The 26,057-nt window shown below is 61.7% G+C and carries 27 protein-coding genes; 14 read left to right on the top strand and 13 right to left on the bottom strand.

The features are described from left to right. Window positions 1-8 precede the first annotated feature (8 nt). Both ACKPCU_RS03205 and puuE read right to left on the bottom strand, forming a co-directional pair. Entirely contained in the window at window positions 9-854 is an 846-nt protein-coding gene (locus tag ACKPCU_RS03205) for a bifunctional allantoicase/(S)-ureidoglycine aminohydrolase (protein WP_321349855.1), read from the bottom strand. Further along, window positions 851-1,792, bottom strand: coding sequence for an allantoinase PuuE (puuE, locus tag ACKPCU_RS03200; RefSeq protein WP_104736597.1), 942 nt, complete (start codon window positions 1,790-1,792; stop codon window positions 851-853). The genes ACKPCU_RS03205 and puuE overlap by 4 nt, the downstream gene beginning before the upstream one ends. Before the next feature lie 150 nt (window positions 1,793-1,942). Here puuE and ACKPCU_RS03195 point away from each other — a divergent pair, with 150 nt between their 5' ends. Together ACKPCU_RS03195 and ACKPCU_RS03190 are read left to right on the top strand one after the other, a co-directional pair. After that, window positions 1,943-2,686 carry an aspartate/glutamate racemase family protein gene (locus tag ACKPCU_RS03195; RefSeq protein WP_321349852.1) on the top strand — a complete coding sequence of 248 codons (744 nt, stop codon included), beginning with the start codon at window positions 1,943-1,945 and terminating at the stop codon, window positions 2,684-2,686. A gap of 99 nt (window positions 2,687-2,785) precedes the next feature. Further along, window positions 2,786-4,144 (top strand): NCS1 family transporter, encoded by a 1,359-nt coding sequence (locus tag ACKPCU_RS03190; protein ID WP_321349850.1) that lies wholly within the window; start codon window positions 2,786-2,788, stop codon window positions 4,142-4,144. Between the two features lie 39 nt (window positions 4,145-4,183). On the opposite strand, the gene ACKPCU_RS03185 is transcribed toward ACKPCU_RS03190, so the two are convergent. The 3 genes from ACKPCU_RS03185 to ACKPCU_RS03175 form a co-directional block, all read right to left on the bottom strand. Further along, the gene (locus tag ACKPCU_RS03185) at window positions 4,184-4,939 is read right to left on the bottom strand and encodes a GntR family transcriptional regulator (RefSeq protein ID WP_321349849.1); all 756 of its coding nucleotides are present in this window, start codon (window positions 4,937-4,939) and stop codon (window positions 4,184-4,186) included. A gap of 113 nt (window positions 4,940-5,052) precedes the next feature. Continuing rightward, window positions 5,053-5,364 (bottom strand): EthD family reductase, encoded by a 312-nt coding sequence (locus ACKPCU_RS03180; RefSeq protein WP_170062971.1) that lies wholly within the window; start codon window positions 5,362-5,364, stop codon window positions 5,053-5,055. 168 nt (window positions 5,365-5,532) lie between these two features. Beyond that, the gene (locus ACKPCU_RS03175) at window positions 5,533-6,786 is read right to left on the bottom strand and encodes a DUF2254 domain-containing protein (RefSeq protein WP_321349846.1); all 1,254 of its coding nucleotides are present in this window, start codon (window positions 6,784-6,786) and stop codon (window positions 5,533-5,535) included. 129 nt (window positions 6,787-6,915) lie between these two features. Here ACKPCU_RS03175 and gmk point away from each other — a divergent pair, with 129 nt between their 5' ends. From gmk to ACKPCU_RS03155, 4 genes are all read left to right on the top strand, one after another. Beyond that, window positions 6,916-7,539, top strand: a complete 624-nt coding sequence (gene gmk, locus ACKPCU_RS03170) for a guanylate kinase (RefSeq protein WP_321349844.1) — start codon at window positions 6,916-6,918, stop codon at window positions 7,537-7,539. A gap of 90 nt (window positions 7,540-7,629) precedes the next feature. After that, entirely contained in the window at window positions 7,630-7,890 is a 261-nt protein-coding gene (rpoZ, locus tag ACKPCU_RS03165; protein WP_104736604.1) for a DNA-directed RNA polymerase subunit omega, read from the top strand. A gap of 64 nt (window positions 7,891-7,954) precedes the next feature. Next, entirely contained in the window at window positions 7,955-10,096 is a 2,142-nt protein-coding gene (gene spoT / locus ACKPCU_RS03160) for a bifunctional GTP diphosphokinase/guanosine-3',5'-bis pyrophosphate 3'-pyrophosphohydrolase (protein WP_104736605.1), read from the top strand. Between the two features lie 17 nt (window positions 10,097-10,113). Continuing rightward, window positions 10,114-10,494 carry a RidA family protein gene (locus ACKPCU_RS03155; RefSeq protein WP_104736606.1) on the top strand — a complete coding sequence of 127 codons (381 nt, stop codon included), beginning with the start codon at window positions 10,114-10,116 and terminating at the stop codon, window positions 10,492-10,494. A 165-nt stretch (window positions 10,495-10,659) separates the two neighbouring features. Here the strand turns inward: ACKPCU_RS03155 and ACKPCU_RS03150 are convergent, their stop codons facing one another. Next, the gene (locus ACKPCU_RS03150; protein ID WP_321349839.1) at window positions 10,660-11,082 is read right to left on the bottom strand and encodes an OsmC family protein; all 423 of its coding nucleotides are present in this window, start codon (window positions 11,080-11,082) and stop codon (window positions 10,660-10,662) included. Window positions 11,083-11,168: 86 nt separating this feature from the next. Next, window positions 11,169-12,011 carry an NAD(P)H-binding protein gene (locus ACKPCU_RS03145; RefSeq protein WP_321349837.1) on the bottom strand — a complete coding sequence of 281 codons (843 nt, stop codon included), beginning with the start codon at window positions 12,009-12,011 and terminating at the stop codon, window positions 11,169-11,171. Window positions 12,012-12,175: 164 nt separating this feature from the next. On the opposite strand from ACKPCU_RS03145, the gene ACKPCU_RS03140 reads away from it, so the two are divergent. From ACKPCU_RS03140 to ACKPCU_RS03130, 3 genes are all read left to right on the top strand, one after another. Next, complete coding sequence (locus ACKPCU_RS03140) at window positions 12,176-13,090, top strand: hydrogen peroxide-inducible genes activator (protein ID WP_104736609.1); 915 nt, start codon at window positions 12,176-12,178, stop codon at window positions 13,088-13,090. An 18-nt stretch (window positions 13,091-13,108) separates the two neighbouring features. Further along, entirely contained in the window at window positions 13,109-15,184 is a 2,076-nt protein-coding gene (gene recG, locus ACKPCU_RS03135) for an ATP-dependent DNA helicase RecG (RefSeq protein WP_321349834.1), read from the top strand. A 95-nt stretch (window positions 15,185-15,279) separates the two neighbouring features. Then, on the top strand, window positions 15,280-16,695 hold the full coding sequence (locus ACKPCU_RS03130; RefSeq protein ID WP_321349832.1) for an aminoacyl-tRNA deacylase and HDOD domain-containing protein: 1,416 nt from the start codon (window positions 15,280-15,282) through the stop codon (window positions 16,693-16,695). Between the two features lie 49 nt (window positions 16,696-16,744). On the opposite strand, the gene ACKPCU_RS03125 is transcribed toward ACKPCU_RS03130, so the two are convergent. The 3 genes from ACKPCU_RS03125 to ACKPCU_RS03115 form a co-directional block, all read right to left on the bottom strand. After that, window positions 16,745-17,017 (bottom strand): HU family DNA-binding protein, encoded by a 273-nt coding sequence (locus tag ACKPCU_RS03125; protein ID WP_088275784.1) that lies wholly within the window; start codon window positions 17,015-17,017, stop codon window positions 16,745-16,747. A 212-nt stretch (window positions 17,018-17,229) separates the two neighbouring features. Continuing rightward, the gene (locus ACKPCU_RS03120; protein WP_321349828.1) at window positions 17,230-18,384 is read right to left on the bottom strand and encodes an NAD(P)/FAD-dependent oxidoreductase; all 1,155 of its coding nucleotides are present in this window, start codon (window positions 18,382-18,384) and stop codon (window positions 17,230-17,232) included. Window positions 18,385-18,425: 41 nt separating this feature from the next. Further along, entirely contained in the window at window positions 18,426-18,593 is a 168-nt protein-coding gene (locus ACKPCU_RS03115) for a rubredoxin (protein WP_104736613.1), read from the bottom strand. A gap of 205 nt (window positions 18,594-18,798) precedes the next feature. Here ACKPCU_RS03115 and ACKPCU_RS03110 point away from each other — a divergent pair, with 205 nt between their 5' ends. From ACKPCU_RS03110 to phoR, 4 genes are all read left to right on the top strand, one after another. Next, on the top strand, window positions 18,799-19,320 hold the full coding sequence (locus tag ACKPCU_RS03110) for a chorismate--pyruvate lyase family protein (protein WP_321349826.1): 522 nt from the start codon (window positions 18,799-18,801) through the stop codon (window positions 19,318-19,320). A 28-nt stretch (window positions 19,321-19,348) separates the two neighbouring features. Beyond that, on the top strand, window positions 19,349-20,239 hold the full coding sequence (gene ubiA / locus ACKPCU_RS03105) for a 4-hydroxybenzoate octaprenyltransferase (protein WP_321349824.1): 891 nt from the start codon (window positions 19,349-19,351) through the stop codon (window positions 20,237-20,239). A gap of 108 nt (window positions 20,240-20,347) precedes the next feature. Beyond that, window positions 20,348-21,037, top strand: a complete 690-nt coding sequence (phoB, locus tag ACKPCU_RS03100; protein ID WP_104736616.1) for a phosphate regulon transcriptional regulator PhoB — start codon at window positions 20,348-20,350, stop codon at window positions 21,035-21,037. Window positions 21,038-21,095: 58 nt separating this feature from the next. Continuing rightward, window positions 21,096-22,388, top strand: coding sequence for a phosphate regulon sensor histidine kinase PhoR (gene phoR / locus ACKPCU_RS03095; RefSeq protein ID WP_321349821.1), 1,293 nt, complete (start codon window positions 21,096-21,098; stop codon window positions 22,386-22,388). A gap of 5 nt (window positions 22,389-22,393) precedes the next feature. Here phoR and ACKPCU_RS03090 read toward each other — a convergent pair whose 3' ends face one another. Both ACKPCU_RS03090 and ACKPCU_RS03085 read right to left on the bottom strand, forming a co-directional pair. Further along, a complete protein-coding gene (locus ACKPCU_RS03090) occupies window positions 22,394-23,314 on the bottom strand; it encodes a response regulator (RefSeq protein ID WP_104736618.1) in 921 nt (306 codons plus the stop codon). 190 nt (window positions 23,315-23,504) lie between these two features. After that, on the bottom strand, window positions 23,505-24,659 hold the full coding sequence (locus ACKPCU_RS03085; RefSeq protein ID WP_104736619.1) for an iron-containing alcohol dehydrogenase: 1,155 nt from the start codon (window positions 24,657-24,659) through the stop codon (window positions 23,505-23,507). Window positions 24,660-24,943: 284 nt separating this feature from the next. Here ACKPCU_RS03085 and ACKPCU_RS03080 point away from each other — a divergent pair, with 284 nt between their 5' ends. Then, complete coding sequence (locus ACKPCU_RS03080) at window positions 24,944-25,243, top strand: c-type cytochrome (protein ID WP_407651847.1); 300 nt, start codon at window positions 24,944-24,946, stop codon at window positions 25,241-25,243. A gap of 61 nt (window positions 25,244-25,304) precedes the next feature. Here ACKPCU_RS03080 and phoU read toward each other — a convergent pair whose 3' ends face one another. After that, entirely contained in the window at window positions 25,305-26,039 is a 735-nt protein-coding gene (phoU, locus tag ACKPCU_RS03075; protein ID WP_104736621.1) for a phosphate signaling complex protein PhoU, read from the bottom strand. Window positions 26,040-26,057 lie beyond the last annotated feature (18 nt).

The raw sequence follows: 26,057 nt of genomic DNA, 5'->3' as shown, positions 1-26,057 counted from the left end.
CCTGCTCCTCAACGGTCAAGCGCCGGCAGTTTCATGTGGCGGTTGACGTCCTTGTACAGCAAGTAGCGGAACGGGCCGGGGCCGCCGGCATAGCATGCTTGCGGGCAGAAGGCGCGCAGCCACATGTAGTCGCCGGCTTCGACCTCAACCCAGTCCTTGTTCAGCAGATACACCGCCTTGCCTTCCAGCACATAGAGGCCGTGCTCCATGACGTGGGTCTCGGCAAAGGGAATCGCACCGCCCGGCTGGAAGTTGACGATATTCACGTGCATGTCGTGCCGCATGTCGCTCATGTCGACAAAGCGAGTGGTGCTCCAGGCCCCGTCGGTGCCGGGCATCACCAGCGGCTCGATGTCATTTTCGTTGGTGACGAAAGCTTCCGGCGCGTCGATACCCTCGACTTTCTGGTAGGCCTTGCGAATCCAGTGGAAGCGCACCACAGCGCCGCTGTTGTTGTGCAGTTGCCAGTCGCTGCTTGGCGGAATAAAGGCGTAGCCGCCCTCTTTCATCAGATGCTGCTGACCGTTCAGGGTTAGCGTCATTTCGCCTTCCACCACGAACAGCACGCCTTCGGCGGAGGCGTCGGTTTCCGGCTTGTCACTGCCGCCACCCGGTTGCACTTCCATGATGTACTGCGAAAAGGTTTCGGCAAAGCCGCTGAGCGGGCGCGACAGCACCCACAGACGGGTACCGGTCCAGAACGGCAGGTGGCTGGTAACGATATCGCGCATCACGCCCTTGGGAATCACCGCGTAGGCCTCGGTGAAGACCGCACGGTCGGTGGTCAGCTGCGTCTGCGGCGGGTGCCCGCCGGTTGGCGCGTAGTAGCTGCGGGGTTCGGATTGCTTGCTCATGCTGACTCCTGGTTCTGTGCGGGATGATGCTCGGCCCAATGGCGGGCGATATCGACACGGCGTGTCACCCAGACCCGATCATGGGATTCGATGTAATCAAGAAAACGCTGCAACGCGCGGAAGCGGCCGGGGCGGCCGATCAACCGGCAGTGCAGACCGATCGACAGCATCTTCGGCAAGTCTTCACCCTCAGCGTAGAGCACGTCAAAAGCGTCTTTCAGATACTGGAAGAAGTGGTCGCCGGTGTTGAAGCCCTGCGGTGAGGCAAAGCGCATGTCGTTGGTATCGAGAGTGTAAGGCACGATCAGGTGATTGTGCAGCGCGCCGGCGCTGTCCGCCTCACGGGTCCAGAACGGCAGATCATCACCGTAGTAGTCGCTGTCATAGAGGAAGCCGCCCTGATCCAGCAGCAGACGCCGGGTGTTGGGGCTGTCCCGCCCGGTGTACCAGCCCTCCGGTTGACTGCCGTAGAGGCGCTGGAAGATGTCCAGTGCACGCTGCAGGTGCTCGCGCTCAACCGCTTCGGGGATGTTCTGGTAGTGAATCCAGCGCCAGCCGTGGCAGGCGATTTCGTGGCCCAACTCATGGAACGCCTGGGCTACTTCCGGATGCCGCTCAAGCGCCATCGCCACGCCAAACACGGTCAACGGCAAACCGCGCCGCTCGAATTCGTTGAGCAGGCGCCAGACACCCACCCGCGAGCCGTACTCGTAGATCGACTCCATGCTCATATGGCGATCATCGAACGCCGCCGCACCAATGATTTCCGACAGGAACTGCTCGGAGTGGCTGTCGCCGTGCAGCACACAGTTCTCACCGCCCTCTTCGTAGTTGAGCACAAATTGAACGGCGATCCGCGCACGGCCGGGCCAACGGGCTTCCGGCGGGGTGCGGCCGTAGCCGATCAGATCGCGTGGATACACAGCGCTATCGATCATTAAGACACCTCTTTCGCTGAAGAAAGCCTGCAGTTCGAGTACGTAGTGCTTATTACGCGCGATAACTGCAAGGCATTTTGATTTTTTGACTCAGACGATTGTATACAATTAATCTACTCTTTTGTGTACATACATGGGCAGGCCAGATTCATGCATATTCGCGTCATCAACCCGAACACCACCCACGCCATGACCGAGACCATCGGCGAGGCGGCCAAAGCGGTTGCCGCACCCGGCACGCGGATCACTGCCAGCCAGCCAGACAGCGGCCCGGTGTCGATCGAAAGCCATTTCGACGAGGCGGTAAGTGCCCTGGGCGTCGTTGAGGAAGTGCGCGCCGGTGAGCGCGAAGGCACCGATGCCTACATCATTGCCTGCTTTGGCGACCCCGGCCTGTATGCCGCTCGCGAGCTGACCCGCGCCCCGGTGATCGGCATCGCCGAAGCCGCGTTCCATGTCGCCAGTATGATCAGCACCCGCTTCTCGGTGGTTACCACCCTGCCGCGCACCCTGATCATTGCCGAGCATCTGCTCGACAATTACGGCTTCCGCCACAGCTGCCGACGCCTGCGCGCCGCCGACATTCCGGTGCTGGATCTGGAAGAGAACCCGGATATCGCACTCGAGCGCATCATCGACGAGTGCCTGAAGGCCAAGCGCGAAGACAACATCGGCGCCATCGTGCTTGGTTGCGGTGGCATGGCCGACCTGACCCCGCAGATCAGCGACGCGGTCGGTCTGCCCGTGGTGGAAGGCGTAACCGCCGCGGTGAAGCTGGCCGAAGCCGTGGTTGGGCTGGGGCTGGGTACCAGCAAATTTGGCGATTTGGCGTTTCCGGGCAGCAAGCGCTTCACCGGACGCTTTGCCGAGTATTCTGATCTGGCCCACGGCTGATCAGGTGACAGCGCGCCCCGCGGGGCAAACACAAAAAAACCGCAGGATCGGATGATCCGGGGAGACAACAATGCACAACACAGCCCACGGGGGAGTCTCATGAACACTGACGCCAGCACGCTCACCGCCGGCAGCCAGCCGAGCAACGAAACCAAGGCCGCCGGCGAGGAGTCCCTCGCGCCCCAGAAGGTTCGCATTATGGGGCGCTTGTCCTATCTGCTGGCCTGGTTTGGTGGTTGCGTTTCCATCGGCACCTTTACCATGGGCTCCAGCGTGGTCGGCAGCCTGAACCTGATCCAGGCCACCCTGGCGATTGCCATTGGCTGCTTCGTCATTGGCGTTGCCCTGGTCTTGAACGGCGCCGCCGGTTACAAATACGGCATCCCGTTCATGGTGCAGGCGCGCAGCGCCTTCGGCTTCGCCGGCACCCGACTACCCGGCCTGGTGCGCGCGGTTCCCGCGATCGTCTGGTACGGTTTCCAGAGCTGGATTGGCGCTGGCGCCCTGAACATGGTGTCCGCCACCCTGTTCGGCTTCGACAATCTGGTGTTCTTCTTTATCGCCTTCCAGTTCCTGCAGATTGGCCTTTCGGTCATGGGCTTTCAGGGCATCAAGTGGCTGGAGAATGTCGGCAGCGCCTTTATCCTCGCCTCGCTGGTCTACATGTTCTACAGCACCGTGCAGCGCTACGGTGACGAACTGTCGGGCAGTCTGCTGACCATGCAGGGCTCATGGGGCCTGCCGTTCTGGAGTGCGACCATGCTGTTCCTCGGCATCTACAGCACCATGATCCTCAACGTCAGCGACTACGCCCGTGAGCACAAACACGGCACCGGCCCCGGCCTGCTGACCACCATTTACTCGATGTCGATTCTGCCCTGCACCTTGTTCATGGGCCTGATCGGGTACATGGTCTCCGAGGCCACCGGCGTCGCCGACCCGATTCAGGTGTTTGCCAACGCGGTCGACAACACCCCGCTGCTGATGACCACCCTGCTGTTCATCGCCTTCGCTCAGGTCACCACCAACGTACTGAACAACGTGGTGCCACCAACCTACGTGCTAATGGATGTATTCAAGCTGAAGTTCCGACCGGCTACCGTGATCGTCGGCCTGCTGGCCTTCGCGACCTTCCCGTGGAAACTGGTCAGCGAAGATTCAGCCGCCGGCCTGCAGGTATTCGTGCAGACCTACTCGGCCTTCCTCGGCCCGATCTTCGCGATTCTGGTGGTGGACTACTATCTGATCCGCAAGCGTACGCTGAATCTGGAGCACCTGTACGACGCCAACGGCCCGTATCAGGGGGTCAACTACGCCGCGCTGATCGCAACCGCCATTGGTGCCGTGGTCGCACTGAACGTATCCAGTGTGTCCTGGTATGCCAGCCTGATCCCGGCCGGGGTCAGCTACTACCTGCTGATGCAATACTGGGGGCCCTGCCAGCGCTTCCGCCGCTGAACCCCAAGGCTGCCGACGGTGCCTGCACCGTCGGCGTCATCAGCCGCGATAGGCGGCGAAGATATCCTGCAAATCCGGCGTGGTCTGCGGCGAGTCGGCAATCGCCAGCGAGCCCTCAATGGCATCCAGGTGCTGCGCCATGAAAGCGGCAGCCGCCTGACCATCCCGAGCTTCCAGCAGCGTGATCAGCCGGCTGTGATCGGTACAATCGCAGCCCAGATTCCCGGCGTTGCCGTACACCGCCAGAATCAACGATGAGCGCGAACACAGCTGGACGACAAAACTCGCCAGCGTCTGATTACCGGCCAGCACCGCCAGCCGACTGTGAAACTCCGCCGAGCACTTGATCGCTGCACTCTGATCGCGCGCCGCCAACGCCTGCTGCTCCTGCTCGGCCAGCGCGCGCAACGCCGCCAGCGCCGCCTCATCAATCTGCCGCGCCAGTTGCCGCATCAGGCCACACTCCACCATCCGCCGCGCATCAAAGACTTCCCGTGCCTCCTCGGCGGACGGCCGGGTGACACTGGCGCCCTTGCCCGGTGTCAGGGTGACCAGCTGATCCATGGCGAGGCGCTGCAGCACCTTGCGAATACCGGTTCTGCTGACCCCGAACACCTCAGCCAGCGCATCCTCACGCAAGCGCGCCCCCGGCTGCAGCCGGTGCTCGATGATGGCGTCGCTGATGGCCTGATAGATTCGATCCTGACGCAATGCGCCGGCACCGGAAGCCGGCGCCGTGGCAGCAGTTCTGTGATCAGCAGCGCGCAACGCTGATGAAATCCGACGTGCGGTCATCAGGGTAATTCCTCGACGGGATGAAAGGACAAAGCGGCGCTATTGTAGCGGTTTCGGCGCAACGGGTGCGGCCGAGTGGCCCACACCCGATAATCAGGCGCGGGCCGGGATAATCAGGCAACAACCTGACTGATGGTGACAACCGGCGTGATATCGGTGTAATTCGCCATGTCCTCATTCAGCGCCTGGCCGCCAGCGGCGAAGGCCGCCTGAAACTGCGCCATATCGGCAAAGAACAAATGCGCGGAGGCCACAAACTGCGGCGCCTGCCCTGCACCATCAGCCAGACACTGATCCACTTCCAGCTTCAGCAACCCGTGCGCATCCAGCTGCTGATGGATCAGTTGAGCGTGCTGTTGCTGGTAATAGCTGTGGTCAAAGCGCGCATTGTCCTGCGCGGGGTAGGAAACGGTGATTCGAATCATGCTGCAGAACTCCATTATTGTTCGAAAGGGCCGGCGGGGGCGCCTGCGAGCAGCACATCAGACACTGCTCAGCCCTACACCATATCACCACTACTGCTCCTGTTGGCGGCTACCACGTGCTTCAAATACGCCCCCATAAACGCAAGCAAGGGTGCTCAGCAGATCGCGCTAGTGCTGACCTATTCGATCCACTGCCGCCAGCACCCGCTGACGGTCTGCCTCGAGCACCATCGCGTGCTCGGCCAGCGCGCGCACCGCGGCACCCAGGCGCTGTGCTGGCTGCAGAAACCGTTCGTCACGCGCGGCCAGCGCCTGCAGCGCCTTGGCCAGCCGCAGCTGCACGTCAACGCGGCCCGCCCCATCCCGCACAATCGGCCCAAACAGGTCATCGAACAGGTCGTCCAGCGTAAGTGCAGGAACCCAGACTTGCGGGTAACAGACCGTATCCGGCTCAGGCTCGTGATAGTCCACCCAAGCCGACAGCAGCCGCACGCCGCGGCTGAGAATGTCGATCGCCGTACCCGGATCATTGACCGCAGGGGACAGCGCCCGCGAGGCGATCTCGGACAGCACCGCAAGGCCGAAACGCGGATCCTGATCAAACGAGCGCAGGTCACCCAGCGTGAAGCACTCGCGCAAGCGCGCCTGAGCGGCCTCGTCGGCGTCGCCTTCAAACCAGAGTAACGGTGACGCCGGATGAACAAAGTTGCCGGGCAGCACCACCACATACAGGCGCAGCGAATGTGCTTCGGCACAGTCAGCCAGAGCGCCCACATCCAGGTGCTGCAGATACAGACTGTGCTGCGGATACAGCGGCGTCGCTTGCCGTGGAATTCCGTTCGGGTCCAGTTGCCTCGCACCGAGACACGGATTGGCGATCCGGTCCACCAGAGCGTTGCTGGTCACGGCCTCGACCCTGGCTGTCGTTTCACCAACCCGGCCAAACCGCGACAGATGATCAATCCAGCGCAGAATCGTCACCACAATCAGCACAATGACCACCAGGGTCACGGCAAACAGCAACACCCGCCCATTCTCGTCGTACGCCTTGGTGCTGAGCGCCACCAGCCCCACCAGACTGAAGAGAAACGCACCGATAAAGGTACCCAGTACATTCTGCGTGGTGGTGTCCTGCATCAGCAGGCGCGTCGCCCTTGGCGTCACATTGGCCGTTGCAGCGCTGTATGCCGCTACCATGACACTCAGCGAGAAGGTCGTTACCGCCAGCATACTAGAGGCAAGGATATCGAGAATGCGGTCAACCGCATCTGCTCCAATGGTGATCGGCAACGTGGTGGGCAACAACTGCTGTGCCAGCACCGAAAGCAGCGCCGCGGCGACCGCAAATACCGCGTACAGGGAGGCGCGAACCCAGAGCGTCCGTGTCAGCTGCGTCAAAAGCCATTGCCATTTCGAAATCATCCCTGCTCCTGTGCTCGGAATTCTGTCTGAGCAGACAGCTTAGCGGAAGCGACAGGTAACCATGACGCCACCGCGCGGAAACCCTATAATTGCGCGCTTATCCACTACGCACCGCAGGAACCCTGTCCGATGACCCACGCCACCGGCACTCTGTACATCATCTCCGCCCCGTCCGGCGCAGGCAAAACCAGCCTGGTCAAGGCACTGATCGAACAGACGCCCAACCTGCACGTATCGGTCTCGCACACCACTCGCCCGATGCGCCCCGGCGAAGCGGATGGCGTGAACTATCACTTCACTGATCGCGACGCCTTTATTCGCCTGGTTGAAGCTGGCGACTTCCTGGAGCACGCCGAGGTCTTCGGCAATCTCTATGGCACCTCGCAGACTGCAGTCGAGCAGGCCTTGGCACGCGGCCACGACATTATCCTCGAAATCGACTGGCAAGGGGCGGAGCAGGTACGCCGCAAGCTGCCACAGGCGCACTCGATCTTTATCCTGCCGCCGTCACGCGAAGCCCTGCGCCACCGTCTGAACTCGCGCGGCCAGGACCACGACGAGGTGATCGACCGCCGCATGGCCGAGGCCGTAGCGGAAATGAGCCACTACGTCGAGTTCGACAGCCTAGTGATTAACGACACCTTCGACCACGCCCTCGATGATCTCAAGGCCATCGTCCGCAGCTACCGTCTGCAGACCGTCGCCCAGCAGGCGCGCCACACCTCCTTGCTGCAAGCGCTCTTGTCAGACTGAAGCATCAGCCAGTACACTGTCAGGTCCTGCGTCCGGAACAAATGCCGGGCGCGCCGATCTGTCAATTAGTTACCTTTCCGGAGTACCCCCATGGCTCGCGTCACCGTTGAAGACTGCCTGGAAAATGTAGATAACCGTTTCGAACTGGTCATGCTGGCCTCCAAGCGCGCCCGTCAGCTGGCCACCGGCGGCAAGGACGCCAAGGTAGCATGGGAGAACGACAAGCCCACCGTCGTTGCGCTGCGTGAAGTCGCCGAAGGCCTGGTTACCAATGAAATCCTCGCCGAAGAAGCCCTGCAGGATCAGCAGGAGCCGCTGTACTCGCTGGAAACTACCGAACTGGCCGAGTAAAAGGATTGCGCAGGCCGGGCATCCCTGAGGTCATCACCCGTCAGCACGGGTGCGGGAGAGCTGCATGTCTGCGATAGAAGTTTTTGCCGACAATCTTGGCAATTACCTTGAGCCGGAACAGGTCAATCTGGTCCGGCGCGCCTATTTCTACGCCGAGCAAGCCCATGACGGCCAGACCCGTCGCAGCGGCGAGCCCTACGTTACTCATCCGCTGGCAGTAGCCAACATCCTCGCCGACATGCACATGGACCATCAGAGCCTGATGGCAGCCATGCTGCACGATGTTATCGAAGACACCGGCATTCCCAAGGATGCACTGGTCGAACAGTTTGGCGACACCGTTGCCGAGCTGGTAGACGGGGTCAGCAAGCTGACCCAGATGACCTTCGAGAGCAAGGCCGAGGCCCAGGCCGAGAACTTCCAGAAGATGGCGTTGGCCATGGCCCGGGATATCCGGGTGATACTGGTCAAGCTCGCCGACCGCCTGCACAACATGCGCACCCTGGGCGCACTGGCGCCGGAAAAACGCCGCCGCATCGCCAAGGAAACCCTTGAGATTTATGCGCCCATCGCCAACCGTCTGGGTATGCACAGCCTGAGCACCGAGTTCGAAGACCTCGGCTTCAAGGCCATGTATCCGATGCGCTCGATGCTGATCGACCGCGCCGTACGCAACGCCCGCGGCAACCGCAAGGAACTGCTGAACCGCATTCTTGAGTCGCTGCAGGCCTGTCTGGAACGCGAGGGCCTGCAGGGCAAGGTGATGGGCCGCGAGAAGCACCTGTACGGCATCTACCAGAAGATGCGCGGCAAGAAGAAGTCGTTCAATGAAATCATGGACGTCTACGCGTTCCGCATCATCGTCGACAAGCCGGATACCTGCTACCGCGTGCTCGGTGCGGTACACAGTCTTTACAAGCCGTTTCCCGGTCGCTTCAAGGACTACATCGCGATCCCCAAGGCCAACGGCTATCAGTCCCTGCACACCACGCTGTTCGGCATGCACGGGGTACCGATCGAGATTCAGATCCGTACCGACGAGATGGAAGAGCTGGCCAACAACGGCATTGCCGCGCACTGGGTCTACAAGTCGAAGGACGAGGTGATCAACGGCAACCACGCCCGCACCCGGCAGTGGCTCAAGAGCGTGCTGGAGCTGCAGCAAAACGCCGGCAACTCGCTGGAGTTCATCGAGAACGTCAAGATCGACCTGTTCCCGGACGAGGTCTACATTTTCACCCCAAAGGGCCGCATCATGGAGCTGCCCAAGGGTTCGACCCCGGTCGACTTTGCCTACGCGGTGCACACCGACATCGGCAACAGCTGCATCGCCTGCCGCGTCAACCGACGCCTGGCGCCACTGTCCGAGCCGCTGGAAAGCGGCGAAACCGTCGAGATCATTACCGCACCGGGCGCCCGCCCGAATCCGGCCTGGCTCAGCTTCGTGATTACCGGCAAGGCCCGCAGCAACATCCGCCACTTCCTCAAGCACCAGCGCCATTCCGAGTCCATCGCCTTGGGCGAGCGGCTACTGGACAAGGTACTGGCCAGCTTCGGCACCCAGCTCAGCGAGATCCCGGAGGCACGCGTCCAGGCCGTGCTGACCGACTGTGGCATGGAGCTAATGGAGGACCTGCTGGCCGACATCGGCCTCGGCAACCGGATGGCCTACGTGGTCGCCCGACGCCTGCTGGCGAGCGAAGGCGGCAGTGAAGAAGAGGCACAGAAGGTCAGCCCCGACAACGACAGCGATAGCGACGAAAAACCGCTGGCGATTCGCGGCACCGAAGGCCTGGTCGTCAGCTTCGCGCGCTGCTGTAACCCGATTCCGGGTGACCCGATTGTTGGCTATCTGTCCTCCGGCAAGGGCATGGTCATTCACCAGGAGAACTGCCGAAATCTGGCAGACAACCGCCACAACAGCGAAAAGATCCTGAACCTGGCCTGGGACAAGGATGTGAGCGGCGAATTTACCGTCGAGCTGCGCGTCGAGCTGGAACACCAGCGCGGCATTATTGCCCAGCTCGCCACCGGCATCACCGTCGCCGACGCCAGTATCGACAAGATCAGCGTCGACGAACGCGACGGACGCGTCAGCGTCGTGCAACTGGTGGTTCGGGTTCGTGACCGCCTGCACCTGTCACAACTGATCAAGCGCATCCGCAACCTCAAGGGCGTGATGCGCATTACCCGTCTCAAAAACTGAATTTCGTCGGAGAACACATGAACAAACAAGTCATCACCAGCGAGCAGGCCCCTTCCGCCATCGGCCCGTATTCCCAGGCTATCAAGGTTGGTAACACGGTTTATCTGTCCGGCCAGATTCCACTGGACCCGGCCACCATGGAAGTCGTTGAAGGCTTCGAAGCACAGGTCTGCCGTGTATTCGACAATTTGAGCGCCGTTGCCGAAGCCGCTGGCGGCACGCTGCAGGACATCGTCAAACTGAATATCTTCCTCACTGACCTGGGCAACTTTGCCAAGGTCAACGAAATCATGGAGCGCTACTTCGAAAAGCCCTACCCGGCACGCGCCGCCATTGGCGTTGCCGCGCTGCCCAAGGGCGTACCGGTCGAGATGGACGGGATTATGGTGGTGGGCTAACGCCCACCCCCCCGAGCTGCAAGCTTAGCCAGTGTCTGTTCGACGACGACACCGTCAACTGTTTTTACGGTTTCCGGGCCGCCAGCAGCTCATAAAAAACCCACGCGATTAAACACCGCGCGGGTTTTTTCTTGCAGCTTGTGGCTTGCAGCTGGCTTCGCTCGGCTAGCCGAGCGAAGCTTTGAGGCTGATCTCGGCATTCAACAGCTTGGAAACCGGGCAACCCTTTTTTGCCTTGCCGGCAATTTCATCGAAGGCCTGCTGGTCGATACCGGGAATCACGGCATTCATGGTCAGTGCCACGGCGGTAATGGCGAAGCCATCATCCTGCTTGCTCAGGGTCACCTCGGCCTGAGTGTCGATGCTGCTGGCTGTGTACCCGGCCTCTCCCAGCAGGTTGGAAAAGGCCATCGAGAAGCACCCCGCGTGCGCTGCGCCGATCAACTCCTCGGGATTGGTGCCTGGCTGGTCCTCAAAGCGCGTGTTGAAGCCGTAGGGGTTGGCTTGAAGGGCGCCACTTTCAGTCGAAATGGTACCTTTGCCTTCCTTCAGCGAGCCTTCCCAGTGAGCCGATGCTGATTTTTTCATCTGCGCCTCCTCTTGAGCGGTTAGCGGATTGTCCTACTCCCCTTGCGACACGCTAAGTGGCCAGATAATTCCCTGCGATCTTTTCTCTAGTGCCCCAGCAGCGCCGCATACCCCTCGCGATAGGTCGGATACTGCGGTGCCCAGCCAGTCTCGCGTGCCAGTGCATTGCTGCAGCGCTTGCTACCGACCCGGGTGCTACCCGGACCATCAGCTCGAGCCTCTGCTCCGACCTGCTCGCGCAACCACTGAACAACCTCATGCAGTGCAGCCGGCTCGTCGTCAACACCCAGATAACAGGGCGCCAGCAGTTCCCGTGCCTCGGCCTGCAGCAGCAGGTGCTCCAGCAAGCCGACCGCATCGTCACGATGAATCCGATTGGTGTACTGCGGCGGCTCGGCTGGCACCGTCATCCCGGCCCGAGCCTGTTCAATCAGCCGGTTTCGACCCGGCCCGTAAATACCCGCCAGCCTCACCACCGACGCCGGCACGCCACTGCGCAGTGCAACATCCTCAGCGGCGAGCAACGCCTTGCCGGTTTCACTGGCAGCCTCAGCGCGGCTGTTCTCACTGACCCACTCACCATCCTGCTGGGCGTAGACGCCGGTGCTGGAAACCTGCAGCAGATGACGGAGATTCTTTTTGTCCTGACCCAGCCAGCCGATCACGTTCTCCAGGCCCTGCACATACAGACGCTGATACAACTCGGCGTCACGCTTACCAGCCGCAGGGCAAAACACCAGGTAATCGACCTTCTCCGGCCAGTCTGCAGGCCGTTCGGCAGCACACAGATCTGCCGCAATGGGCAGCACGCCCTCCGGCAGTCTGGCGACATCACGGCGCAGACCGTAGACCTGCCACCCACGCGCGACCAGACGACTGGCCAGCGCCGAACCCACATCCCCACATCCGGCGATCACTACCCGCGGCATTTGTCTCTCCTGTCCGTCAACTCAAGGCCGACACTGTATCAGCCACCACGCGGGATCTGCAGTATCCTCGGCCACGCTTCGATTGTTTTACTCTATTAACCAAACAGCTATGCTAGAGCCAGTCGTTCAACCTACGTTCCCGTTGCCAGATAGATTGCCAGCCAATGACCCTGACCGAACTCCGCTATATCGTCACCCTTGCCCAGGAGCAACACTTCGGCCACGCCGCCGAGCGCTGCCATGTCTCCCAGCCGACCCTCAGCGTAGGCGTCAAGAAGCTGGAGGAAGAGCTGGGCGTGATGATTTTTGAGCGCAGCAAAAGCGCCGTTCGGGTCACGCCGATTGGCGAGCGCATTGTCGCTCAGGCCCAGAAGGTACTGGAGGAGGCGCTGTCCATCCGTGAGCTGGCGACCGCCGGCAAGAACCAGCTGGCCGCACCGCTCAAAGTCGGCGCCATTTACACCATCGGCCCCTACCTGTTCCCGCATCTGGTGCCGCAGCTGCACAAAGTCGCGCCGGAGATGCCGCTGTACATCGAAGAAAACTTCACCCATGTGCTGCGCGACAAGCTGCGCAACGGTGAACTCGACGCCATCATCATCGCGCTGCCATTCCAAGAGCCGGATGTGCTGACCAAGACTCTCTACGACGAGCCGTTCAGTCTGCTGATGCCAGCCAGCCACCCCTGGGCGGCGCGCGACTCCGTGACGCTGGACGAGCTGGACGACAACAAGCTGCTGCTGCTGGGTGAAGGCCACTGCTTCCGCGATCAGGTGCTCGAGGCCTGCCCCACCCTGCGCAAAGGAGAGGAACAGCACAAGCACACCACGGTCGAATCCAGCTCGCTGGAGACCATCCGCCACATGGTCGCCTCCGGTATTGGCATGACCGTCTTGCCCATGTCCGCCGCCGATGACCGTTATTACAGCTCCGATCTGCTGGTGACCAAACCGTTCAAGGCCCCGGCCCCCTACCGCACTGTCGCCGTCGCCTGGCGAGCCAGTTTCCCGCGTCCGAAGGCGATTGAGCTACTCAGCGACTCGATTCGCCTGTGCTCGGTCGGCCAGCCATCACGCTGATTCAAGGCAGGACAGAGGGTGAGTGAACAGACATCGCTGACCGTTCTCAAAGGTATCGGCCCAGCCCTCGCGGACAAGCTGGACCGGCTCGGCCTGTCGTCGGTACAGGATCTGCTGTTTCACCTGCCGATGCGCTATCAGGACCGTACCCGCGTCACCCCGATCGGCGCGCTGCGGCCCGGGCTGGATGCGGTGATCGAGGGCACGGTGCTTGGTGCCGAGGTGGTTATGGGCCGCCGCCGTAGCCTGCTGTGCCGGATTCAGGACGGCAGCGGCACCCTGAGCCTGCGCTTCTACTATTTTTCCGCCGCGCTCAAAGCCAATCTCAGCCGCGGCAGCCACTGGCGCTGCTATGGCGAAGTGCGGCCCGGCGCTTCCGGGCTGGAGATCTACCATCCCGAGCTGCACAACCTTGACGGCGCCGAGGCGCTGCCCGTCAGTGACACCCTGACGCCCATCTACCCCGCCACCGAAGGGCTATCGCAACAGCGCCTGCGCAGCCTCAGTGACGCGGCGCTGGCCTGGCTTGCCAAGGGCAACCATCTGACCGAGTGGCTGCCGCCGGAGCTGGCCGAGGCATACCAACTGCCGCCACTGCGCGAAGCCGTCCAGTTGCTGCACCGGCCACCGCCGGACATCGACCTCGAGGCCCTGCAGGATGGCCGTCACTGGGCACAGCACCGACTCGCGTTTGAGGAGTTGATGGCGCATCAGCTGGCCATGTTACGGCTGCGCGCCCAGATGCGGGCGCACAAGGCGCCGCCGATGCGCGCAGCCGGTGAGCTGGCTGACCGCTTTGTCGCTCAGCTCGGCTTCCCGCTAACCGGCGCCCAGCGCCGGGTAGCTGATGAAATTCTGCTCGATCTGGCGCAACCAAGACCGATGTTACGCCTGGTGCAGGGTGATGTCGGTGCCGGCAAGACCGTCGTCGCGGCGCTGGCTGCGCTGCAGGCCATCGAAGCAGGCTGGCAGGTGGCGCTGATGGCACCCACCGAGATTCTGGCCGAGCAGCACTTCAACAACTTCCAGCGCTGGTTTGCTGCACTCGGCCTGTCAGTGGCCTGGGTCGCCGGCAAACTGAAGGGCAAGGCGCGCAGCAACCAGCTGCAACTGATCGCCAGCGGCGAAGCGGTGATGATTGTCGGCACCCACGCGCTGTTCCAAGACGACGTGCAGTTCCGCAATCTGGGCCTGGCGATCATCGACGAGCAGCACCGCTTCGGCGTCCAGCAGCGCCTCGCCCTGCGTGACAAAGGTGCTGCCGGCGGCGTATCGCCGCACCAGTTGATCATGACCGCCACGCCGATCCCGCGCACCCTGGCGATGAGCGCCTACGCCGACTTGGATACATCAATCCTCGATGAGCTGCCGCCCGGACGCACCCCAGTCAATACCGTGCTGATTTCCGACAGTCGCCGCGTCGAGGTCATCGAGCGGGTCCGTGCCGGCTGCGCCGAAGGCCGTCAGGCCTACTGGGTCTGCACCCTGATCGAGGAATCCGAGCAACTGCAGGCACAAGCTGCAGAGGCGACCTGGGAGTCACTCTGCGAAGCCTTGCCGGAACTCTCCATCGGCCTGATTCACGGGCGTATGAAACCGGCAGAAAAAGCCGAAATCATGGCCGCCTTCAAGGAAGGTGACTTGCACCTGCTGGTGGCAACCACGGTGATCGAGGTCGGCGTGGATGTGCCCAACGCCAGTCTGATGATCATCGAGAATCCGGAGCGGCTGGGTCTTGCTCAGCTGCACCAGCTGCGTGGCCGGGTCGGTCGTGGCAGTGCCGCCAGCCATTGTGTGCTGCTCTACCACGCACCGCTGTCAGCGCTCGGCCGCGAGCGGCTGGGCATCATGCGCGAAAGTACCGACGGCTTCGTCATCGCCGAAAAGGACCTGGCCCTGCGCGGCCCAGGTGAGGTACTGGGTACCCGACAGACAGGTCTGGTACAGTTTCGGGTAGCCGACCTGGTGCGTGACGCCGATCTGCTGCCGGCCGTTCAGCAAGCCGCCCAGCAACTCGCCAGCCGCCACCCCAGCCATGTTCAGCCGCTGCTTGATCGCTGGATAGCTGAGGGCCAGCATTTTGCACAGGTCTGACTGCAGCTATGCTGCAGATAGACCAAACGCTAGAATCGAACAAGAATCCCGCAATATCGGGGCACCAGCCCGCCTGACCGAGCAAGGAACAGACAATGAGCAACCCGGCCGCTTCCGAGCAATTTGGCGCCAGCCTGCCCGACCTGATTGAAAAGCTCCTGCAACAACAAGGGATTGCCTACCAGTTGCGCCCCGCCAGTGGAGGGTGGCCAGCGTCTCAACAGATTCAGGCCAGCCTGCTTTGTGACAATGTCGGCACCGTCCTGATCCTGATCCCCAAGGACCACCTGTTGGATCTGAAGAGCCTCGGCTCGCTGCTCGGGCGCGAACTGGAACCGGTTCGCAACCGCGAGCTACAGCGCATCCTGAGCAAACACCAGCTAAACCAGCTGCCGGGCTTGCCTATCCTGTTCAACTCGCCCTGTGTCTGCGAGCGTAGCCTGCTCGATCAGCCCGAGCTGGTACTCGACAGCGGCCTGGATGGCTGGTCGCTGGTACTGAACCAAGCGGATGCCCGCACCCTGATGGCCAAGGTCAGCCTGGCCCAGTTCTCAGTCCCGCTGAGTAGCCTGGAAAAGTCGGCGGTCAGCGCCGCCCAGGACGATCAGGACCTGAGTGACGCGGTTCAGAATTTCACGGCCCTGCGCATGAAGCAACGGCTGGAAGAAACGATTGAGATCCCACCGCTGCCGGAAACCGCACAAAAGGTGATGAAACTGCGGGTCAACCCGGATGCGGACGTCGACGATCTGGCTGATGTAGTCGAAACCGATCCGAGCCTGGCGGCTCAGGTCGTCAGTTGGGCCGCTTCCCCCTACTACGCTGCGCCCGGCAAGATTCGCTCGGTCGAGGACGCCATCGGGCGGGTACTGGGCTTTGACCTGGTGATCAACCTGGCGGTGGGTCTTGCTTTGGGTAAAACCTTCAAGCTCCCCAACGACGCGCCGGATCGCGCCACGCCGTACTGGGAGCAGGCCATTTACACCGCCGCCGTGATCGAAGGTCTGGCCAAGGCCATGCCGCGCGAGCGTCGCCCGGAAATGGGCCTGAACTACCTCGGCGGCCTGCTGCACAACTTCGGCTATCTGGTGCTGGCGTATATCTTTCCGCCCTACTTCAAACTGATCTGCCGCCACATTGAAGCCAACCCGCATGTACAGCCACACCAGATCGAGCAACACCTGATCGGCGTCACCCGTGACCAGATCGGCAGCTGGCTGATGCGCTACTGGGACATGCCCGACGAGGTCTGTACCGCTCTGCGCCAGCAGCATAATGCGAACTATCAGGGCACCGACCACATCTATCCGAACCTGATCTATCTGTCACTGGCGCTGCTCAGCGAGCAGGGTATCGGCAGCGGGCCGCGACTCAGCATTCCCGACGCGCTGCTCGAGCGCCTTGGTCTGGAGCGGGAGTCCGCTGACAAGGTCGTCGGCAAGGTGCTGGATGCGCGTGATGCACTGCGTTCGCTGGTGAGCAAGTATCAGGGGACGGCACGTCCGGAGTAGAGCGCAGAGAGGCAGGGGCCCGAGCGAGCCCCTGTCGCGGGAGTCAGGCTCAGTTGACCGCGTCGCGCAGGCTTTTGCCCGGCTTGAAGGATACGGTGTTGCTTGCCTTGATCTTGACCGGAGCGCCGGTCTGGGGGTTTTTGCCGGTGCGGGCGCCACGATGACGCTGCAGGAATGTGCCGAAACCGACGAGTGTAACGGAGTCCTTGTTACTCAGTGCCTGGGTAATTTCGTCCAGTACGGCGTTGAGCACTCGGTTCGCCTGATCCTTGCTCAGGTCTGCCTTTTCGGCAATCGCCGCTGCGAGATCTGGTTTGCGCATATAAAGCCTCATTGTCTGTTGTTTTTGTTGTTGCCGCCGATTCCTCGCGGCGGGCCCTGGCAGACACCTGCGAGCCCGCTCGAAGCGCTCTGGCAAGGCCCGATCAGCATGGCACGACTGAATCAGTTTCGCCAGTCGTCTCAGCCCTCAGAGCGCGCAAAATCACGGTTTTTCCCGACAAAAGGCCAAACTGTCCCACATTGTCGACCGGATCACCCTAGCCAGGCAGGGAGTTCACGGGTCAACTGCAGTTTTTCCGCCACCGCAGTGCCGGTCAGCGCAAAGCCATGCATCTGCCCACTGTCATCGAGATAGAGTGCGCGCATGTCACTGCCCTCACCCGTGCATTGCCAACTGCCGCACTGCGCGGTCAACGGTGGCGCGACGACCAGCGGGCAGGCTGGCGTTTTCACCATGATCGGCATCGCCGGATAACTCAACTCGGTCGGTGTGCCACTGAGGGTTTTCGCCAGCGCCCGCGCAGAGGTCATCAGCGGCATCACGTACATCAGATTAAAACCAGCGACCTCGGCGCAGTCACCCAGGGCATAGATATGTGGATCACGGGTGCGCAGTTGGCGATCCACCTGCACGCCACGCCCCACCGCCAGTCCGGCCGCCTCGGCCAGTGCCGCCCGCGGCGCCAGTCCGATGGCCGAGAGCGCCTGATCGGCAACCAGCTCGACACCCGAATCCAGCCGCACACGCAGCCCCTCACCCTCCAGCCGCATGCTCTCAATGCCGCAACCAAGGTGGAAGCTGACGCCCAGCTCCTCCAGCCCGGCCTGCACCGCAGCGGCGGCCTGCTCCGGCAGCAGTTGCGGCATCAGCCAGGGGTCCGTCGCCACCACGGCGACCTCAAAACCGCCGAGGCGCAGGTCATTGGCAAACTCGCAACCGATCAGACCGGCGCCAACAATCACCACCTTGCGACGCCCCTGCAGCGCCGCACGGAATTGACCGTAGTCGGTCAGATCGTTGATCGACAGCAGCCGCTCGCCCAACGCGTCGCGCCACGGCAGTGAACGCACTTCAGCGCCGGTAGCCAGCACCAGATCACTGTAGGGCTGGCTGCGCCCGTCCACCGTCAGCGTTCGACTGGCCGGATCAATGGCGGTCACCCTGGCGCCTGTCAGCACGTCGGCATTGAGCTGCGCGGCCATGGTTGCCGCGTCCTGCATGCCCAGTTCGTCGGCTTCCTTGCCCTTGGCAAAACCGGTCGAGAGCAATGGCTTAGAGTAGAAGCGGCCATCATCAGCGCTGATCATCAACAACGGGCGCTCGCTATCGAGCTTGCGGAATTCCTTCGCCAGATTGTAGCCAGCCAGGCCTGTGCCAATGATGACCAGAGGTGCGTTATCAGCCACTTGGATTCTCCTGCGGGGCGTGTATTAAGGGAGTGACAGAATCAGCCGATTTCAATCATCTCGAAATCTTCCTTGCCCACGCCACAGTCGGGGCACATCCAGTCCGCCGGGACGTCTTCCCAGCGGGTACCGGGGGCAATACCTTCGTCGGGCCAACCCTCAGCTTCGTCATAAATGAAACCACAGACAATACACTGCCACTTCTTCATGCTTGCTTCTCACGGAGTTCTGAATTTGCTATCTGGGAGGTGCTTGAAAAGCGCTGCCGAAACAGCCCGGTTTTCAACACCTGCTCGCGACACTACCGCAATTACCCTGCAAGTCCAAGACCAGCTCACAGCGCCCGCCGCAGACGGGGTTTCGTGATACCCTTGGCGCCACATCCAACCTGCCTGCACCCCGTAAATACCTGACATGCTGCCTCACTGGTATCCCACCGACCACCATCCCGCACCGCCGGCAAACCCGCTGTTCAGCTGGCTCTGCCATGAAGGCTCGCTGACCCAGCGTCTGACCGACGTCGGCAACCACGACTTCCGTGTCGAACTGCTGCGGCAGGAGCCACAGGCCGCGCGTGCCGACGAGGCGGCCGCACTGGGGGTGCCGCAGGGCGCTACCGTATGGGCCAGAGAGGTGCTGCTGCACACCGCTGGTGCACCTCGCGTCTATGCACGCTCGGTCGCACCGCCCAGCGCACTTGGCAGCTCGGCGGTCGAACTCGACGCGCTTGGCACGACCAGCCTTGGCCACCTGCTGTTCCGCAACCCGCAGATCAGCCGCGGTCCGATCGAGATCAGCCGTTACCCTGCCGAATGGCTGCCCGCCGACTGGCGTAGCGACGGACTGTGGGCACGCCGTTCTCACTTCTCGGATGGCGAGTTGCAGCTGCTGGTGTGTGAAGTATTCTTGCAGGGCTGGCCGGTCGCCGGCACCTGAGTATCTGTCTTCTGACTGGAGAATCGCCTTGCTCGGTCTGCTGATCAAACCCATCGCCCGGCTCAATCCCAGGGCCAACGACTACATCCAGCTGATGCGACTGGACCGCCCAATCGGCACCTACCTGTTGCTATGGCCAACCCTGTGGGCGCTATGGCTGGCCGCCGAGGGCGTCCCGGACATCAGCACTCTGGTGATCTTCGTGCTGGAAGTGATTCTGATGCGCGCAGCCGGTTGCGTGATCAACGACTATGCCGACCGCGATTTTGATGGCCACGTCCAACGTACCCGCGAGCGCCCGCTGGCCACAGGCCGCATCACTGAGCGCCAAGCCCTGTTGACCTTCGCCATTCTGGTTGGCCTGAGTGGCCTGCTGGTGCTGTTTACCAACGCACTGACCATCAAGCTGGCCTTCGTCGGCGTGGCTCTGGCCGCCATCTACCCGTTCTGCAAGCGCTTCACCTTCTACCCGCAGGTCATTCTCGGTGCGGCTTTCTCCTGGGCCATCCCGATGGCTTTTGCCGCCCAGGCCGAGGCCCTGCCGATACCCTTGTGGCTGGTGTTTCTCGCCAATCTGCTGTGGACGGTGGCCTACGACACCGAGTACGCCATGTGCGACCGAGAGGATGACCTGCGCATCGGCATCAAGTCGACCGCAATCCTGTTCGGCGACGCAGACAAGCTGATTATCGGCCTGCTGCAGGGACTTACCCTGGTATGCCTGCTGTTGGTCGGTCTACGCTTTGAGCTGGGTCTGTACTACTACCTCGGGCTACTGGGCATGACGCTGGGATTTGCCTGGCAGCAATGGCTGATCCGCGACCGTGACCGCAACGCCTGCCTGAACGCCTTTCTGGCCAATCACTGGGCTGGCATGCTGGTCTTCATCGGGATTGCACTGAACTACTGGCTGGCCTGATCCAGAGCGGCCGCATAGATGTCACGTCGCCGTCGCGACGTCACACAAATGAAATAAAAATGTTATCTAATCGGCGCATGACTTATAGCTGCAACGAGACGGTAAACCATGTCTGGCAAAAGTATTCTGATCGTCGATGACGAAGCCCCGATCCGCGAAATGATCGCGGTCGCACTGGAAATGGCGGGCTACAACTGCCTGGAAGCAGAAAACACACAGCAGGCGCACGCCTGCATCGTCGACAGCAAGCCTGACCTGATTCTGCTCGACTGGATGCTACCTGGCACCACCGGTATCGAGCTGGCCCGGCGCCTCAAACGCGACGAGCTGACCGCTGACGTGCCAATCATCATGCTCACCGCCAAGGGTGAAGAAGACAACAAGATCCAGGGGCTGGAAGTCGGCGCCGATGACTACATCACCAAGCCGTTTTCCCCCCGCGAGCTGGTTGCCCGCCTGAAAGCCGTGCTGCGCCGTGCCGGCCCGGTCGACAGCGAAGCGCCCATTGAGGTCGCAGGCCTGGTACTCGACCCGATCAGCCATCGCGTAACCATCGACGACGAGGCTGCCGAAATGGGACCGACCGAGTACCGCTTGCTGCAGTTCTTCATGACGCATCAGGAACGCGCGTATACCCGTGGCCAGTTGCTGGACCAGGTCTGGGGTGGCAATGTTTACGTTGAAGAGCGTACTGTGGACGTGCACATCCGCCGGCTGCGCAAGGCACTTGGCGAGAAGTACGAACATCTGGTCCAGACCGTACGCGGCACCGGCTACCGATTCTCTACCAAAGCCTGACAAGCTGCGCACCGCGATACTCTGAAACAGGACGCCGTCGTTTTGAAGAGGACCTTCAGTGGCCAAGAATAGCTTCAGCCGAGTACTCGGCCATGTCCTGCTGCTGGTGCTTTTCTGCCTGCTGCTGGGCTGGGTTCTGGAGCAGACCGCCTGGGTGCTGGTGATCGGCCTCGGCTGTTATCTGGCCTGGACCCTGCGCCACATGTCGCGCTTCTACGACTGGCTCAGTACCCACCCCAACGAACCGCCGCCGGAAGCCCGTGGCGTCTGGGGCGAGATTTTCGACAGCATTTATCACCTGCAGCGCCGCGACAGCAAAATGCGCTCTCGCCTGCAGGCAGTGATCGACCGCATTCAAAGCTCCACCTCCGCCCTGCGCGACGCCGTGGTGATGATCGACAGCGAAGGCCACCTGGAGTGGTGGAACCACGCTGCCGAGCGCCTGCTTGGTCTGCGCACCCCGGACGACAGCGGCCAGCATGTTGCCAACCTGATCCGCGATCCGCGCTTCATCGAGTACTTCGAGCGCGGCGACTTCCGCGACCCGCTGGAAATCCCGGCGCCGATCGACCTCAACGTCCAGCTGCAATACGCCATTACCCGCTACGGACCCGGTGACCGGCTGATGGTCGTGCGCGACGTTACCCGGGTGTACAACCTGGAGCAGATGCGCAAGGACTTCGTCGCCAATGTCTCCCATGAGCTGCGAACACCGCTGACGGTGGTGGTTGGCTACCTGGAGACGCTGCTCGATATGGACGACGAGCTCAACCCGCGCTGGAAACGTCCGCTGCAGCAGATGCAGCAGCAGGCCAGCCGAATGCAGGCCCTGCTGCAGGACCTGTTGTTGCTGGCACGGCTGGAAACGTCGGACAACCCCAGTGAAGAGGAGCTGGTCGATGTGCGTCCGCTGCTGGAGCATATCCGCAAGGACGCCGAAGCGCTCTCCGGCGAGCGCGGTCATCACATCACGCTGAAAATTGAAGGCAACACCCGGTTGCACGGGATCGAAGGCGAACTACGCAGTGCCTTCTCCAATCTGGCCTTCAATGCCGTGAAGTACACCCCAGATCAGGGCGAGGTAACCCTGCACTGGTGGAGCGATGACAAGGGTCAGCACTTGAGCGTGATCGACAACGGCGTCGGTATCGCACCGCAGCACATCAACCGACTTACCGAGCGCTTCTACCGGGTCGACACCAGCCGCGCCAGCACTACCGGCGGCACCGGCCTGGGCCTGGCGATCGTCAAGCATGTGCTGCTGCGCCACCAGGGCCGTCTGCAGATTACCAGCGTGCCCGAACGCGGCAGTACCTTCAGCTGCCACTTTCCGCCCAACCGCGCAGCCTGAAGCGCTCAGGCGCTTGGCGAATAGTGTGATTGGGCGGTACCGGAAGCAATCAGACGGGACAGGTAATCAAGCTTCTCCGGGTCCTGATCGACAAACTTGATCGTTACCTTGATCCACTCGCAGTCCACTTTCGCTTCCAGTGCCGCTACGGCATGGACGTAGCCGTTGATACGCGCGACCGAGCGATCCGCGTCCTGCTCCAGATCCAGCACGCCGCTTTCGAATACCTGCGGCAGCCGCTCGCCGCGACGCACCACGATCAGCGCATCGCGCAGACTAAGCGTCTTGATTACACAGGCAAACTGCTCGCCCGCCAGCCGCAGCTGACCCTGACCACGTACCGATTGTGCGCTGCCGGTCGAGGCTGCTGGCGGAGCCGGCGGTTCAGCCGGGCGGGCAGAGTTGAGCAATGGCGAACTGACCGGCGCGGGCGCCGGGCGGGCAGAGGCTTCCGCAGGGCGCCCGGCTGTCAGATTGGCGACCGAACCGACAGCAGTACCGGCGCTCGGGCGCGGCGCACCGCCGACCTGCAACTGCGCCAACTTGCCGGCTCGGTGCAGCGCTTTCTTGACCTTGGTGATCAACTGCTCGTTGCTGAACGGCTTGCCGACGTAGTCACTGACCCCGGCCTGGATGGCCTCCACAACGTTGGCCTTGTCACCACGGCTGGTCACCATGACGAATGGCACACCAGCTCCCTCGGGCTGCGCACGGAACCACTGCAGTAGCTCAAGGCCGCTCATCTCCGGCATTTCCCAATCACACAGAATGAGATCGAAACGCGTACGCCCGAGCATCTGCTGGGCCTTGCGACCGTTGGTCGCCTCCTCAATCTGCAGTCCGGGAAAGTAGCTACGCAGTGCTTTCTTGACCAAGTCGCGGATGAAAGGCGCATCATCAACGACCAGGACCGATACTTTCGACATAGTGAATTTTCCTGAAGCTCTGCGTCTAGCTTAACGCAGACTGAGGAAAAAGCTGCACTTCGTATTGCGCAAAGTGCCGGTGCGGCGTTCGCAGGACGCCCCTGCGCCACTCACCACCACCGCTGGCTGCCCCCGGGCCCCGCAGAGAAAAAAGCCGGGCACAAGCCCGGCTTTGCTCAGCACAGCACGATCACAACTCGCCGCGCACGGCCTTGAGGAAGATCGCCTGGTATTGCTCGGCGTTGTAGCGCTGAGGGTTGGTGCTGCCGGCAACATCCTTGGCGGACATGGCACCAATGGTTTCAGCCTTGGCATCGTCAATGTTGATCTCAGCCAGGGTATGCGGGATACCCAGCTCGGCACGCAGCTCCAACACCCAATCCAACATGCCATCGTAGTTCTGCTTCTGCAGACCCAGATAGCGGGCAGCACGCGCCATTTCCTCTTCGATAACCGGACGGTTGGCCTGCAGCATGTAAGGCATGACAATCGCGTTCAGCAGGCCGTGGTGAGCATCATAGACCGCGCCCAGGCTGTGCGAGACAGCGTGAATACCACCCAGACCGCGCTGGAAGGCTACCGCACCCATGCTGGAAGCAACCTGCATCTGCAAACGAGCCTGGATGTCGTCACCCTGTTTGGTCGCACGCGGCAGGAAGTCCTTGACCAGACGCATGCCTTCCAGCGCGATACCTTCAGCCATCGGGTGATAAACCGGCGCGCAGAAGGCCTCCAGGTTGTGCGCCAGCGCGTCCATACCGGTAGCAGCGGTCAGCTTGGCGGGCAGACCGACGGTCAGCTCGGGGTCCAGCAGCACGATGGCGGGGACCATTTTCTGATGGAAGATAACCCGCTTGACGTGGCTTTCGTCGTCGGTGATGACCACCGCCTGACCCACTTCCGAGCCGGTACCAGCCGTGGTTGGTACCGCGACCACCGGCAGCATCTTGCTCGCATCGATCGAACCGGGGCCCGCTTCCCACAGGCTGCAGTCCTGATGGGCAATCAGCGCAATCGCTTTGGCTGCGTCAATCGCGGAACCGCCGCCAAAGGCGATGACCCCGTCGTGGTTGCCGGCCTTGAGGGCGGTTACGCCATCGGCTACGTTGCCACCAGTGGGGTTGCCCTTGATGGCGCTGAACAGACCCGCTTGCAGGCCCGCATCGCGACACAGCTGCAGCGCCGCCTCAACCATCGGCAATGCTGCCAGGCCCGGGTCAGTCACCAACAGCGGAGAAGTCATGCCCAACTGGCGGCAGGCTTTCGGCAGTTCGCTGATACGCCCTGCACCCACGCGCACGGCGGTGGGGTAATGCCAGTTCATGCTGTAAGACTTGATCTCCATGGTATCTCCGAATTTCTCAGGTTTTTGTGGGTGCAGGCGTTAGCCTCTGGGGCCCGCCTTCTTTTATCAATCTTCGGAAGCGGGCTGCGCAAGATACAAAATGCGATAATGTCCCGCAACATACTCAAAATAGCGACTTTAGTCCACGTACTCTGCGACAAATGAGCACTTGTCAAAGCCGGCATCAACGTCCATTTTTAGCAAAGTAGCGATACGCTCTAACAAGAGACAAGCAGGGTCACCTGCAACTTACAGCCCGTGAGGAACACCTGATGAAACGTCTGATGATCACTGCCCTGAGTGCAGCCGCGCTGCTCAGCTCCGGCTCCCTGTTCGCCACCGATGGCGAAACCTTGTACAAGACCAAGGCCTGCGTCGCCTGCCACCAGATCGATACCAAGGTGGTCGGACCTGCCTACAAGGATGTCGCCGCCAAGTATGCCGGGCAGGAGGGCGCAGTGGAAACTGTCGCCGGCCATATCAAGAACGGTATCTCTGGCCTCTGGGGGCCGATTCCGATGCCTGCCAACCAGGTGACCGACGAGGAAGCCCGTATTCTGGCCGAATGGGTGCTCAGCCAGTAATAACAAAATTCCAACAAAAAACCCGCCATCAGGCGGGTTTTTTGTTGCCTCAGGCGCCAGCTCACTCGTCAGCCACGTCCTTTTTCACCTCGGCTTCCATCCGCTTCAGGCCGATATGACGGACATCGGTGCCCTTGACCAGATAGATGACGTGCTCGGCGATGTTGCGCGCGTGGTCGCCGACCCGCTCCAGCGAGCGCAGGACCCAGAGGATGTTCAGGACCCGGCCGATGGAACGCGGATCTTCCATCATAAAGGTCACCATCTCACGCATCGCGGTCTTGTATTCCTGGTCAACCGCCTTGTCCTCGCGGGCAACGGCAAACGCCTGCTCGGTGTCCATTCGGGCAAAGGCATCCAGCGACTCCTGCACCATGCGACGTACGTGGTGGCCGATATGGCGACACTCAACATAGCCACGCGGTGCCTGGCCTTCATCCACCAGATCCAGCGCACGACGGGCAATCTTCGACGATTCGTCACCGATGCGCTCAAGATCGACGATGATTTTGCTGATGCTGACCACCAGGCGCAGGTCGCTGGCTGCCGGCTGGCGCCGGGCCAGAATGCGCAGGCAGTCCTGGTCGATATCCAGCTCCATCTGGTTGATGGTGTCGTCCTTCTCGCGGACCTGCTGGGCCAGCTTGGCATCACCCTCTACCAGCGCAACGATGGCGTCGTTGATCTGTTTCTCGACCAGGCCACCCATTTCCAGCAAATGGGTACGGATCTCCTCGAGTTCATCGTTGAACTGCTGGGAAATATGCTGATTAAACGCTTCTTTATCTGACGGCATGGTGCATGTCTCCCTGGG

The sequence above is a fragment of the Halopseudomonas oceani genome (assembly GCF_963677335.1).
Classification (GTDB): Bacteria; Pseudomonadota; Gammaproteobacteria; order Pseudomonadales; family Pseudomonadaceae; genus Halopseudomonas; species Halopseudomonas oceani.
The sequence above is the reverse complement of the archived record's forward strand: the minus strand, read 5'-3'. Positions and strand labels throughout refer to the sequence as shown.